Source organism: Devosia aquimaris, assembly GCF_020169335.1.
In the GTDB taxonomy this organism is placed as follows: domain Bacteria; phylum Pseudomonadota; class Alphaproteobacteria; order Rhizobiales; family Devosiaceae; genus Devosia; species Devosia aquimaris.
Genome location: NZ_JAIEZN010000002.1, coordinates 1064913 through 1077674, shown reverse-complemented (window position 1 = coordinate 1077674; position 12762 = coordinate 1064913). Strand labels below are relative to the sequence as shown.

The 12762-nt window shown below is 64.2% G+C and carries 12 protein-coding genes and 1 pseudogene; 3 read left to right on the top strand and 10 right to left on the bottom strand.

The features are described from left to right. Nucleotides 1-35: 35 nt before the first annotated feature. The 9 genes and pseudogenes from deoC to K1177_RS17900 form a co-directional block, all read right to left on the bottom strand. Complete coding sequence (deoC, locus tag K1177_RS17935) at nt 36-1025, bottom strand: deoxyribose-phosphate aldolase (protein WP_224705579.1); 990 nt, start codon at nt 1023-1025, stop codon at nt 36-38. Then, nucleotides 1022-1816 (bottom strand): purine-nucleoside phosphorylase, encoded by a 795-nt coding sequence (locus tag K1177_RS17930; protein ID WP_224705577.1) that lies wholly within the window; start codon nt 1814-1816, stop codon nt 1022-1024. Before K1177_RS17930 ends, deoC begins: the two co-directional genes overlap by 4 nt. Continuing rightward, nucleotides 1813-2223 carry a cytidine deaminase gene (locus tag K1177_RS17925; RefSeq protein WP_224705575.1) on the bottom strand — a complete coding sequence of 137 codons (411 nt, stop codon included), beginning with the start codon at nt 2221-2223 and terminating at the stop codon, nt 1813-1815. Before K1177_RS17925 ends, K1177_RS17930 begins: the two co-directional genes overlap by 4 nt. A gap of 20 nt (nt 2224-2243) precedes the next feature. After that, a complete protein-coding gene (locus K1177_RS17920) occupies nt 2244-3215 on the bottom strand; it encodes an ABC transporter permease (RefSeq protein WP_224705573.1) in 972 nt (323 codons plus the stop codon). Beyond that, complete coding sequence (locus K1177_RS17915) at nt 3215-4315, bottom strand: ABC transporter permease (RefSeq protein WP_224705571.1); 1101 nt, start codon at nt 4313-4315, stop codon at nt 3215-3217. The genes K1177_RS17920 and K1177_RS17915 overlap by 1 nt, the downstream gene beginning before the upstream one ends. Nucleotides 4316-4416: 101 nt before the next feature. Further along, nucleotides 4417-5976, bottom strand: a pseudogene (locus K1177_RS17910) (ABC transporter ATP-binding protein); the annotation flags it as partial. Nucleotides 5977-5998: 22 nt separating this feature from the next. Continuing rightward, nucleotides 5999-7000 carry a BMP family lipoprotein gene (locus tag K1177_RS17905; RefSeq protein ID WP_224705569.1) on the bottom strand — a complete coding sequence of 334 codons (1002 nt, stop codon included), beginning with the start codon at nt 6998-7000 and terminating at the stop codon, nt 5999-6001. A 184-nt stretch (nt 7001-7184) separates the two neighbouring features. After that, the gene (locus tag K1177_RS18455; RefSeq protein WP_263574999.1) at nt 7185-7307 is read right to left on the bottom strand and encodes a hypothetical protein; all 123 of its coding nucleotides are present in this window, start codon (nt 7305-7307) and stop codon (nt 7185-7187) included. Between the two features lie 105 nt (nt 7308-7412). After that, nucleotides 7413-7895, bottom strand: coding sequence for a CoxG family protein (locus K1177_RS17900; protein ID WP_224705567.1), 483 nt, complete (start codon nt 7893-7895; stop codon nt 7413-7415). Between the two features lie 250 nt (nt 7896-8145). Here K1177_RS17900 and K1177_RS17895 point away from each other — a divergent pair, with 250 nt between their 5' ends. From K1177_RS17895 to K1177_RS17885, 3 genes are read left to right on the top strand one after another with little or no spacing between them, the layout of a single operon-like run. After that, nucleotides 8146-9372: a cell surface protein gene (locus tag K1177_RS17895; RefSeq protein ID WP_396120242.1), complete on the top strand. Its 1227-nt coding sequence runs from the start codon at nt 8146-8148 to the stop codon at nt 9370-9372. Nucleotides 9373-9403: 31 nt separating this feature from the next. Continuing rightward, nucleotides 9404-10342: a DUF6384 family protein gene (locus tag K1177_RS17890; RefSeq protein WP_224705565.1), complete on the top strand. Its 939-nt coding sequence runs from the start codon at nt 9404-9406 to the stop codon at nt 10340-10342. 4 nt (nt 10343-10346) lie between these two features. Continuing rightward, nucleotides 10347-11894, top strand: coding sequence for a coiled-coil domain-containing protein (locus K1177_RS17885; RefSeq protein ID WP_224705564.1), 1548 nt, complete (start codon nt 10347-10349; stop codon nt 11892-11894). Between the two features lie 48 nt (nt 11895-11942). On the opposite strand, the gene K1177_RS17880 is transcribed toward K1177_RS17885, so the two are convergent. Continuing rightward, on the bottom strand, nt 11943-12695 hold the full coding sequence (locus K1177_RS17880) for an SDR family oxidoreductase (protein WP_224705562.1): 753 nt from the start codon (nt 12693-12695) through the stop codon (nt 11943-11945). Nucleotides 12696-12762: the final 67 nt, after the last annotated feature.

Here is a 12762-nt window from a genome sequence, read left to right as displayed (position 1 = left end):
GGACTGTTTTGTGGGCGCACGGCGCCCAACACTCATCACACCATCGGCTGGCGATAATCTGCCGCGTAGTGGCCGGTCAGCCCATGCTCGAGCTGCCGTTCGATATCGGTCAGCAGCGAGCTGGCGCCGAAACGGAACAGATGGGGCTGTAGCCAATGCGTCCCCAGCTCTTCCTTCATCAGCGCCATGTATTTGAGGGCATCGGCGGCCTTGGCGATGCCGCCGGCGGGCTTGTAGCCAATCTCAATGCCGGTCTCTTCGGCAAACCAGCGGATCATGCGGATCATGGTCAGGCTGGTGACCAGATTGGCATTGACCTTTTCCTTGCCGGTCGAGGTCTTGATGAAGTCGGCGCCGGCCAACATGCAGACCAGGCTCGCCTTGGCGATATTGGTCTGGGTGGCCAGCTCGCCCGTGCCCAGGATGGTCTTGATATGGGCATTGCCGCAGGCCTTGCGGAAGGCGCGGATCTGGTCGTAGAGCCCCTGCCAGTCCTGGCGCAGCACCATGCCGCGTTCGATGACGATGTCGATCTCCTGCGCCCCATCGGCGACCGACATCTCGATCTCCTTGAGCTTGGTTTCGATCGGCGCCAGGCCATGCGGGAAGGCGGTGGACACCGCGGCCACCGGAATGCCGGTGCCCTCGAGCGCGTTCACCGCCGTCTTGACGAAGCTATGATAGACGCAGACGGCGCCGGGCAGGATGCGCAGGCCGGGCACGTCGAGCCGATCCAGAATATCCTGGCGCAGCGGATGGCGGGCCTTGGCGCAGAGGCGCTCGACGCGGCCATCGGTGTCGTCTGCATTCAGGGTAGTCAGGTCCATCAGCGTGATGGCCTTGAGCAGCCAGGCGAGCTGGTAATCCTTCTTGACGGTGCGGCGCGCACCGATGCCGCCGGCGCGGCGCTCCAGAGCGGAGCGGTTCATGCGCACGCGCTCGACCCAGTCGAGATCGAGCGGGAAGCCGGGATTGCGCTTGTGCGGCGTGTGGGTCTGGCTGGTATCGACGACTCGCAGGCTCATAGCTCCTCCACCAGCGCCGGTATGAGCCTTTTCAGCTTCTCGGCGCCCTGTACCGCCATGATCTTGGTATGCTCATGGCTGATGTTCTCGCTCGACAGGCCCGCGCCCATATTGGTGATGGACGAGCAGGCCCAGACCTTGAGGCCCAGGAACCGTCCCAGGATCACTTCGGGCGCGGTGGACATGCCGACCGCATTGGCGCCCAGGCGCACCGCCATCTGGATCTCGGCCACGGTCTCAAAGCTCGGGCCGGAATACCACAGGTAGATGCCCTGCCCGAGCTTGATGTCGAGCGCGGCAGCACGGCGCTGCGCCTTGTCGCGCAGTTCAGGGTCATAGCAATTGACCATGTTCACAAAACGGCGGTCGGTGGGCTCGCCGATCAGCGGGTTCATGCCGGCGTAGTTGATGTGATCGGACAGCATCATCAGATCGCCCGGCTGGAAGCGCTCATCAAGCGAGCCGGCCGAATTGGTCAGCAGCAGCGTCTCGGCGCCAATTTCGGCCATGGCCTCCAGAGCCGGGCGCATGGCGGCAGCATTGCCGTGTTCGTAATAGTGCTGGCGCCCGGTGAGCACGGCAACGCGCTTGCCGCCGAGCGTACCGATCAACAGGTCGCGCCCATGGCCGGACACGCCGCCACCGGGAAAGCCCTTGAGCTCTGAATAGGGGATGGTCAGCTTGTCGGCGAGCAGGTGGCCGATGGCCGACAGGCCCGAACCGAGCACGATGGCAGCGGCCACGGGCTCCTTGCCGGCGATCTTCTGGATGATCTTGGCGGCCTTGGTCATTTCGGCAGGTACTCCGGGCCAAAGCTATGGGGCAGCAGCTGTTCGAGCGTGCAGGCCAGCGGCGCGCCCTCGACACCATGGGAAATCACCGTGACGTCAAGGTCAGCGAATTCGCGGATGCGCTGGCGGCAACCACCGCAGGGGGTGACGGGTGCCGCGCCGGGGCCGGTGACATAGATGCGGGTGATGCGCCGGGCGCCGCCGGCGATCATGGCGGCGATGGCCGAGGCCTCGGCGCAATTGCCCTGCGGATAGGCGGCGTTCTCGATATTGCAGCCGGAATAGATCTTGCCGTCGTCGGCGAGAATGGCGGCCCCCACCGAGAAGCGGGAATAGGGCGCATAGGCCTTGGCGCGAATGGCTTCGGCGGCCTCGTAGAGGGCCTGGTCGGTGACTGTGTTCGACATCTGTGTGACGCCAGCCGTGGCTAGCGCTCCTTGGTATAGGGAATGCCGCTGGCCTTGGGCGCGACAGCGCGGCCAATAAATCCGGCCAGCAGGATGATCGTGAGCAGATAGGGCAGGACCTGTATGGCCTGCACCGGCACCTCGCCGATGTAGGGGAACTGCACGCCCTGCAGACGGAACTGCAGCGCGTCCAGGAAGCCGAACAGCAGGCAGGTCGCCAGCGCCGGCCAGGGCTTCCACTTGGCAAAGATCAGCGCGGCCAGCGCGATGTAACCACGCCCGGCGGACATGTTGTTGTTAAAGCCCGCCGACTGGGCGATCGAGAGGTAAGTGCCGCCGATGCCGACCAGCACGGCGGTGATAATGAGCGCCTGATAGCGCAGCAGCGTCACCGAGATGCCGGCAGTATCGAGCGCCTTGGGGTTTTCACCCACGGCGCGCAGGCGCAGACCGAAGCGCGTGGAGAACAGCACCCAGGCCGTCACCGGCACGGCGATGAAGGCGACATAGGCCAGGATATTGTGGCCCGAGATCAGCTCGGAATAGAGGCCGCCGATGACCGGCACATTGGCCAGTTCGGGGGCAAATGGCAGCGTGATGGGGCCAAAGCGCTGGTCGCCACTCAGCTGGGGCGTGAAGCCACCGCGATGGAACCAGCTTTGGCCGAGGAATGTGGTGAGGCCCGCGGCAAGGAAGTTGAGCGCCACGCCCGAAATGGTCTGGTTGCCCTTGAGATTGATCGAGGCAATACCGTGGATGGCGGACATGCCCAGGGCAACGCCAACACCGGCAAACAGACCCATCCAGGCCGAGCCGGTGACGGCCGCCGTAGCCGCAGCGCCAAAGGCCGAGCCCAGCAGCTTGCCTTCAAGCCCGATGTCGACAATGCCGGCGCGTTCCGAATAGAGCCCGGCCAGACAGGCCAGGATCAGCGGAATGGCCAGCCGGACGGTGGAATCCAGGATCAGGATGAGATCGGTATAATAGCCCATCAGACGTCCCCTGCCCTGGCCTGGGCACGCGGCCCGAAGATGCGCTCCAGCGGCGGGCGCAGCATGTCGCCCATCGCACCGGTGAACAGGATGACCAGCGCCTGGATGGTGACGATCATCTCGCGGGTGATGCCGGGCATGGAGAAAGCCAGCTCCTGCCCTCCCTGGTAGAGGGCGCCGAACAGCAGCGCCGAGAGCGCCACGCCGATGGGGTGGCCCTTGCCCATGAAGGCCACGGCGACGCCCACGAAACCGGCGCCGGACACGAAATTGAGGATAAGACGACCCTGGACGCCGCCCACATTGTTGACCGCGACCATGCCGGCGAGCGCGCCAGCCAGGGCCATGGTGATCATGATCACCTTGGCATTGGAAATGCCGGCATAGCGTGCGGCCGTCGGGTTATGGCCCAGCGCCCGCATGGCAAAGCCGAACTTGGAATGCCAGATCAGCCAGTAGACGGCGACCAGTGCGATCAGCGCCAGAAAGAACGAGATGTTGACCGGCGAGTTCTTGAACAGGTCCCAGAACAGGCGCAGCTGCGGGACGCGGCTGACGGCGTCGATGGGCGCGCTCTCGTCGGAGCCGACATTGGCGGGCTTCAAGATCTTGGAGATGATGTAGCCCATCATCGAGACGGCGATGAAGTTGAACAGGATCGTGGTGATGACGATGTGGCTGCCACGCTTGGCCTGCAGATAGCCGGGGATGAACGCCCAGCCCGCGCCAAACAGCGCACCGGCAACGATCATGGCAGGCACCGTGATCAACCAGGGCTGGCCATTGAGGCCCAGCGCCACAAGGATCACGCCGAGGCCGGCAACATAAGCCTGCCCCTCCGGCCCGATGTTGAACAGGCCCGCATGATAGGCCAGCGAGACGGCGAGGCCAGCAAAGATGAAGTCGGTGGTGTAGTAGAGCGTATAGCCAAAGCCGCTGCCATAGCCGAAGGCGCCATAGAGCATGATGCCGACCGCTTCGAGCGGGTTCTGGCCGACCATGACCACCACGATGCCGCCGATCAGAAAGGCGAGCACCACATTGAGCAGCGGCAACAGGGCAATATCGACCCAGCGGGGCAAGGGCACGCGGGCGCTCATCAGCGAATATCCCTATCGGTCTTAGGCGACATTTCGGTCAGGGTCTTCTCCACCGGTGTCACATGTTCAGGCAGGCGCGCAGCGGCATCGGGCTCGTGGCCCTCGTGCACGCCGGCCATCAGCAGGCCCAGCTCGCCCTCGTCGGCGGTGGCCGGATCGGCTTCGCCGACGATTTCACCATCGAACAGCACCAGAATGCGGTCCGACAGGGCGCGGATTTCGTCCAGCTCCACCGAGACGAGCAGGATGGCCTTGCCCGCGTCGCGCATCTTGATGATCTGGTTGTGGATGAACTCGATGGCGCCGATATCGACGCCGCGCGTCGGCTGGCCGACGATCAGCACATCGGGGTTGCGCTCCATCTCGCGGGCCAGCACGATCTTCTGCTGGTTGCCGCCCGAGAAATTGGCCGACTTGAGGTCGGTATTGGCCGGGCGGATATCATATTGGGCGATGCGCTCGCGCGCTTCTGCCTTGGCCTTGCCAATGTCGAGCCCCAGGCCCTGGCCATAGTCATTCTGGTAGCCCAGGATGGCGTTTTCCCACTCGAGGAAATTGGTCACCAGACCCATGCGCAGCCGGTCCTCCGGGACATGGGCGAGACCGACTTCACGCAGGCGCGCCGCGCCGTCGTCGCCAAAGGCCGAGACGGGCTGGCCATTGACGAGCACCTGACCCGAGGACTGATCGCGCATGCCGGAAATGGCTTCGAGCAGTTCGGACTGGCCATTGCCGGCCACACCGGCGATGCCCACGATTTCGCCGGCACGCACCTCAAAGCTCACCGACTTGACGCGCTCCACGCCCAGATCGTCGGTGACGACCAGCTTGTCGACGGCCAGCATGACCTTGCCGGGGTTGGCGGGGCCCTTTTCCACGCGCAGCAGCACGCGGCGACCGACCATGAGCTCGGCCAGTTCGCCCGGATTGGTCTGGCTTGTGGTCAATGTCTTGACCATGGCGCCCTGGCGCATCACCGACACCTCGTCGGTAATGGCCATGATCTCGCGCAGCTTGTGCGTGATCAGGATGATGGTTTTGCCCTCATCGCGCAGCTTGCGCAGGATGCGGAACAAATGGTCGGCCTCGGCCGGCGTCAGCACGCCCGTGGGCTCGTCCAGGATAAGGATGTCGGCGCCACGATAGAGCGCCTTGAGGATCTCGACGCGCTGCTGCTGCCCCACCGAGAGATCCTCGATCAGCGCATCGGGGTCGACTTCCAGGCCATAGTCGGTCGCCAGCTGCTTGAGCTGCGCCCTGGCCTTGCTGAGCGTGCGGCCGAGCAGCGCGGAATCCTCGGCGCCCAGCACGATGTTCTCGATGACAGTGAAATTGTCGACCAGCATGAAATGCTGGTGCACCATGCCGATCCCCAGGGCCAGCGCATGGCGGCTGTCTGTGATGGTCACGGCCTTGCCGCCCACGCGGATGGTTCCGCTGTCGGCGGTATAGAAGCCATAGAGGATGGACATCAACGTCGACTTGCCGGCGCCATTTTCGCCGACGATTCCGTGCACCGTGCCGCGCGTCACCGACAGGTGGATATCGCGGTTGGCATGCACGGGGCCGAAATGCTTGTTGATGCCATCAAGCTCGATGGCGGCGGGCAGAGCAGCGGCTGAATTCAGCCGCTGCTCCGAGTTTGGGGTGAGCGTCGCCATTATGGCTGCGTTCTGTGCGCCGTCAGACCGGGCAGGCCTTGTCCGACATGAAGTCGTGCACGACGATTTCGCCGGAGGCGATCTTGGCCGATGCGTCCTCGACGGCTGCCTTCATTTCGGGGGTGATCAGGTCGGCATTGAATTCGTCGAAGGCAGCGCCAACGCCGGCTTCGGCCAGACCCAGGGTGACAACACCAGGGGTGAAGGTGCCGTTCTTCTCATCCATGAAGGCATTGTAGGTGGCGACGTCGACGCGCTTGAGCATCGAGGTCAGCACGTTGCCGGGGTGCAGATAGTTCTGGTTGCTGTCGACACCGATGCCGAACTTGCCAGCGTCGGCAGCTGCCTGCAGGACGCCTGCGCCAGCGCCGCCAGCCACCTGGAACACCACGTCGACGCCCTGATCGAGCTGCGAGCGGGTCACTTCAGCGGCCTTTGCCGGATCGTTGAAGGCCTCAAAGCCAGCGCCGACATAGGTCTCAAGCACTTCGATATCGGGATTGACCGACTTTGCGCCTTCCTTGTAGCCGCAAGCGAACTTCTCGAGCAGCTCGAAGTTGAACGCCGGCACAACGCCGATCTTGCCGGTTTCCGACTTCATGGCAGCCAGGATACCAACGAGGTAGGAGCCTTCCTGTTCCTTGAAGACCACCGAACGGACGTTCGGCAGGTCAACAACGCTGTCGATGATCACGAAGTTGGTGTCGGGGAACTCGGGAGCCACGGTCTGCAGCGCCGTTGCCCAGGAGAAGCCAGGGACCAGAATGGGCGAGAAGCCCTTGGTGGCGAACTGGCGGATGGCCTGCTCGCGCTGCGCGTCGCCGGTGATTTCGAGGTCCGAGTAGCTGCCGCCGGTCTCGGCCTTGTACTTTTCGGCGCCGGTGTAGGCGCTTTCGTTGAAGGATTTGTCGAACTTGCCGCCGCCATCATAGATCAGCGCGGGATCGGCGAGCGCGGCACCGGTGAGGATCGCGCTCAGCGCAACGCCGCCGGCAATGGCCTTGGTGAAGGTAGAAAATGTCATCGAGGTCGTCTCCCTGTGTGACACGCCTGCGCTCAAGCCTGGCTTTGGCGCCCACTCTGCGTGCTCTAGCGGACGATACAATCGTGCAAATGCGGAGGCTGCAAGAGGGAATCGGGGAAATTTTTCCGAATGGTCAAATTTCCCCGGGCTTTGTTACGACGGGCTCATGACAGCGGATGCGGGCCTAGAGGCGCGCCAGCAGACGCAGGAAAATCTCGCTGAGATCGACATCGGCATAGAGCACTGCCAGCACGGCAGTGGCAGCGATGGAGAACAGGGCAATGGTGTCGCGGGTCTGGGTGGTCATGACAATTTGCTTCAAATGCGCCGGTTTGGACACCCATCCAATCATGCCCGATTTAGCCTTTGTTGTGATCGGCGTGAGGCCGAACGCGGCGTGGTAAAGCAAAGGTTAAGCAGGCTCCTGCGGCGCCTGTGGCGGCAGGGGGGTAACGCTGGCGCCCATGGCGGCGCCGAAGCGCTCAAAAAAGCCGTCGATCACTTTCTGCGCCGCATTGCCGATCATGGCCTTGCCCAGCTTGATCAACTGCCCGGAGGCGCCCCCTTGGGCGGCAAAGACCAGCAGCGTCTCGTCACCCTGGTCGGACAGCACGATGTCTGCCGAGCCCTCGGCCAGCCCCAACAGTCCACCGCGCCCCTTGCCCGAGAGCGTGTATCGCTCGGCAGGCACGATATTGCTCAGCGCCAGATCGCCCTTGAACACCGGATGGACCACGCCGAGATTGACCTTGATCTCGAGCTCGAGCGTATCCGGACCGGTCCAATCGATGCGATGGCAACCGGGTATGGCAGCCTTGAGCATGGGCGCCTCGTTGAGTGCAGCCCAGACGGCAACGCGTGGCGCCCCAATGATATAGCGTCCACCAAAATCCATCGACAGGCTCCCTGCTTTGCCGGACATGCGGCGGCGCTGCGTGACCCGGGCGGCGATACAGCCCCGCGCCCGTGTCCACGCTTTCAATCAGGCCGCGGCGCGGCCCTTTACGTGCGGCTTTTTCGCACCAATATGGGCTAAATAGTTGTCTGGGCAGGCCGTTGCAATTGTCAGGGTGCAGCGCAGCAGCAATCTTTAGCGTAACACAAGGCGCGCGCGCCGATGGGCGCCGGCAAACGGGAGCGAACATATGGCCGAAGAAGTTGTCACCGCAACACCCACGCAGATGGCGCCAGCGGCCACAGTGGCGGAACGGCCGCTCCAGTATCTCGACAAGGCCGTCAATGCGATCCGCGACCTGGGCATCTGGCCCGAACAGCAGGGTGAAGCGCCCATCACCGGGCTGCTGCAGAAGATCACCGAGCTGGACGAGACCCGCGTCATTCTCATCGGCCGCACGCTGAGCCAGGCCAGCGCCTTCAACGAGGTGGTGCGCGAGCAGATCGCCGCCATGAAGATCGGCGAGCGCTACGAAGAGATCACCAAGGGCTTCGACTCGATCCGCGACGACGCCAAGGGCATGGTCGACCAGCTGGCCGACAACAAGCTGGACCTGCTCGAGCGCGCATCCAATGTGTGGATGAAGGTCAGCCGCGGCGACATCGCCCAGCGCTTCAACAAGATCCGCGACACCTATCTGTCGGTCACTGCCGACACCAAGGACCAGATCGATCGCGAACATACCATTCTGGAGGCCTATCGCGACTTCCGTGGCGCGCTCAAGCAGGCCGAAGTGATGGCCCTTGAAGTGCTGCAGACCGCCGAGCAGCGCCTCAATGACAAGAAGAACACGCTGCAGGCTGCGTCTGCTGCAGTCTCGGCTTATGCCGGCACCGTGCCGGCCGACCGCGCCCGTCTGGAGATGGACCGCGACGAGAAGCTGCGCGAGATGCAGAATGAAGAGGCGCGCTACCAGATCGCCAAGGATCTGTCGGACAATCTGACGATTTCCTACAACACCTCCGAGGTGGTGATGGCGCGGCTGATGCAGACCACCAATGCCAAGGAGCGGGTGTATCAGCAGTCGATCTCGTTCTTCTCCACCAATGAGACCGTGCTGACCGCCCTGAGCGCCTCGTTTACCGGCATGTTCGGCCTGCATGAATCTACGGAAACGCTCAACGCGATGAAGGAAGGGATGAGCAAGAGCCTCGAGACCCTTTCGGAAATCGGCGACAAGGTCACCGAGGAGGCCGTGCGGGCCGGCTATGGTCCGACCGTGCGCGCCGATGCGGTCAAGAAGCTGGTGGATTCGGTGGTGAACTTCCAGGAGAAGAGCCGCACGATCATCAACGAGATGCGCGTGGCCTCGACCAAGAATTCGGCCGAGATCCGCGATGCGGTCGAAGATGGCAAGCGGCGCCTGGCGGCGCTGGCTGCCGAGGGCAATGCTCTGCTGCTGGACACGAGCAAGTAGGTCGACTGACGCATACGGGTGAACGCCAACCATGAGTGACGTGACAGCGCCAGCCGCTGCACCGCTGGACGAAGTGATGCTGGCGATGGATGTGGTTGATACCCTCCGTCACCAGCAGGGCCTGGCCGTGCGCGAGCTGGACACTGATGCCAAGGAGCAGCAGCTGATCGACAAGCTGCGCGGCATCTATCGCCAGCAGGGTATCGAGGTCCCCGATGCGATCCTGCGCGAGGGCGTTGCCGCGCTGGCGCAGAGCCGGTTCACCTATGATCCGCCGGCGCCCGGCTTTGGCCGGACGCTGGCCAGGCTTTATGTGGGGCGCAAGCGCTGGGGCCGGCCGGTTGGCGTCGTTCTGCTGGCACTATTGGCGCTGGGCGTGGGCTATTTCGGCGTGTGGCAGCCCTATCAGCGTGGCCAGGCCGAGCAGGCGCGCGTGGAGCTGGCCGAAGGCCTGCCGGCGCAGATGGATGCGCTCTACCAGACCATTTTCGAAGAAACCAAGGTCCAGCAGGGCGTGATCGACGCCGAGGCCATCCGTACGCGTGGCAAGACGCTGGCCGCCGAGGGCAACCGCGCCGGAGCCGAGAAGGCCTTGGCCGACCTGACGGCGCTGCGCGACCGCATCCGGCAGGACTATACGCTACGCATCGTCAACAGGCAGGGCGAGCGCTCGGGCTTTTGGACCTTCCCCGAAATCAACACCGACGCCACCAATTACTATCTGGTGGTGGAGGCGCTGGACGGCGACGGCAATGCGCTCAGCCTGCCCATCCTCAACGAAGAGAATGGCGAGACCGAAACGGTTTCGGTGTGGGGCGTGCGCGTCTCTGAGGCCGTGTACGACGCTGTCGTTGCCGACAAGCAGGACGATGGCATCATCGAGAACAATGAGATCGGCCGCAAATCCTTCGGCTTCCTGGATGTCGAATACAATGTGCCGGTCTCCGGCGGAGCGGTAACGCGGTGGTAGAGCTATGAGTATCCGCGGACCCGAAGCGCTGGCGAGCCTGGACGAGGCGATGCGCGACATCCGGCGCGAGGAAGATGAAATCTCCAAGCGCCTGGCGCGTTCGGCCGAACGCATCAGCAAGATCCGTGAGGGCGAAGCCGAGCTGTTCCGCCAGCTGGCGCAGTTCCGGCTCGATCCGGCTGTGCAGGGCGAGCTGGATGTGGCCATATCCAGCGCCGAAGCCAAGGCACGGGCGCAGCTGAAGGCCCATTCCAAGGATCTGAGCGCCGCCGAGAAGGCCGTTGCCGAACAGGACGCGGTCGTCGCCCGGCTCAATGCCGAGCGGGCCGAGGCGCTCAAGCAGTTTGAGGGCCACCAGGCCGAGCTCAAGGCCCTGGCCGCAAAGCTCGGGGCCTCGATTGCGCGCGACCCTGCGTTTGCCGCCAAGCGCGACAGCGCCACTGCGCTCACCGAGGTGGCAAACCAGTCCATGCGCAAGACGGAGCAGGCCGAGGCCGACCGCGACAGCAAGGGCAAGCCTTATCGCGACGATCCGCTGTTCATGTATCTGTGGGAATCCGGCTACGGCACCTCGAACTACCGCGCGAACAATCTGGTCCGCTATCTGGACGGTTTGGTCGCCGGCCTGGTGGGGTTCCAGAAGGCGCGCGCCAATTTTGCCATGCTCAACGAGATCCCGCTTCGCCTGCGCGAACATGCCGAGCGGCAGATCGCCATTGCCCAGGCCGCCGAGGCCGAGGTGGATGAACTGGAGACCCAGGCCATCGACGCAGCGGGCGGCAAGCCTTTGCGCGAGGCCATGATGGCTGCCCAGCAGCGCATCGACGCGCTGGACGGGCAGATCGTTGCCAGCGAAGATGCGCGCGACGCCGCGGCCAAGACCCTGGCAAGCCTGTCGCAGGGGCAGAACCCGGCCTTTGAGGGCGCCCTGGCGGATCTGGCTACGGCCCTGAGCCGGGAAGACATCCAGACGCTTCTTGCCGATGCCCGGCGCACGCGAACCAGCCAGGACGATACCATCGTTGCCCAGATCGACGATGCCCGAGCGCGGGTGCGCGAGGAAGAGGAAGAGACGCGCGAGCAGAAAGAGCGGCTCAAGACCCTGGGTGCCCGCCGCCGCGAGCTTGAAGACATCCAGTGGGAATTCAAGAAGCAGCGGTTCGATGACCCGCGCTCCACTTTCCGCGAAGACCGTCTGGTGGGCGATCTGCTCAATGACTTCCTGCGCGGCGGCATTTCTGCTGCCAGCTATTGGGATCGTTGGCAGCGCAGCCAGAACTGGAGCGCCGGCACATCGGACTGGGGCGGTGGCGTGGGCCTGCCCAACAACGGGCGGCAGCGCAACGACAGTCCATGGCCCCCCGGCGGCGGCTTCACCTGGCCGGACAGCAGCATTGGTGGCGGTTCTGGCAATCGCTCCGGTGGCGGTTTTGGCGGCGGGCTGGGCGGCGGACGCCCCTCGGGTGGTTCGGGCGGCGGCTTCTCGCGTCCGCGCACCGGCAGCAGCGGCACCCGCAAGACCGGCGGGTTCAAGACCGGCGGCGGCTTCTAGCCTCCGGGTTGGTGTGGGCGCCCCGCTGGCGCGGCGCGCCCGGGCCGATCAATTCGGATTGATGGCGGCAAAGACCTGGGCAGCCATGCCGCGCTGCTCGGCATAGCGCAACATGCCGACGCGTTCGACCAGAACCTCGCCGTGCTCGGGCACAGCAGCCAGCAGGGCCATGGTTTCCTCGATGAACGCGGCCAATGGCATGGCATTGGGATCGCTGGCCTGGTGTGCGCCCTGCAAAGAGGTCTGAACATAGGGCGGGGCGATCTCGATGACCTCCACACTGGTCGTGCGCAACTGGTGGCGCAGCGCCTGGCTATAGCTGTGGATGGCCGCCTTGGTTGCACTGTAGGTGGGCGTGGCTGCCATGGGGACGAAGGCAAGGCCTGAGGACACCGTCAACACGCTGGCCCGCGACTGGGCCAGCAGATGCGGCAGCAAGGCTGCCGTCAGGCGGATCGGGCCAAGCAGGTTGGTGGCGATGGTCGCCTCGGCGGTATCGAGATAGTCAGGCGCGGCCAGGATGTTCTCATCGGCCATGATGCCGGCATTGTTGATTACGGCATTGAGCGCCGGATAGGCCGCAATGGCTTGGGCTGCGAGTGCATTGATGCTGGCCGGATCGGTCATGTCCACGGTCAGGGCGGCCATGCCGGGGTTGGCCGCCGTGACTTCGGCCAGCGCCTCTGCCCGGCGACCCGAGATGATCACCTGATTGCCCTGCCGATGAAAGGCTTCGGCGAGGCCGCGGCCGATGCCGGAACCGCCGCCGGTGATGAGAATGGTATTGCCCGTTGTCTGCATGGAAGGCTCCTTTGATGTTGCCAAATGCAGACCTATGTCTCATGCTCTCCTTTGGAAAGTAGGCTCC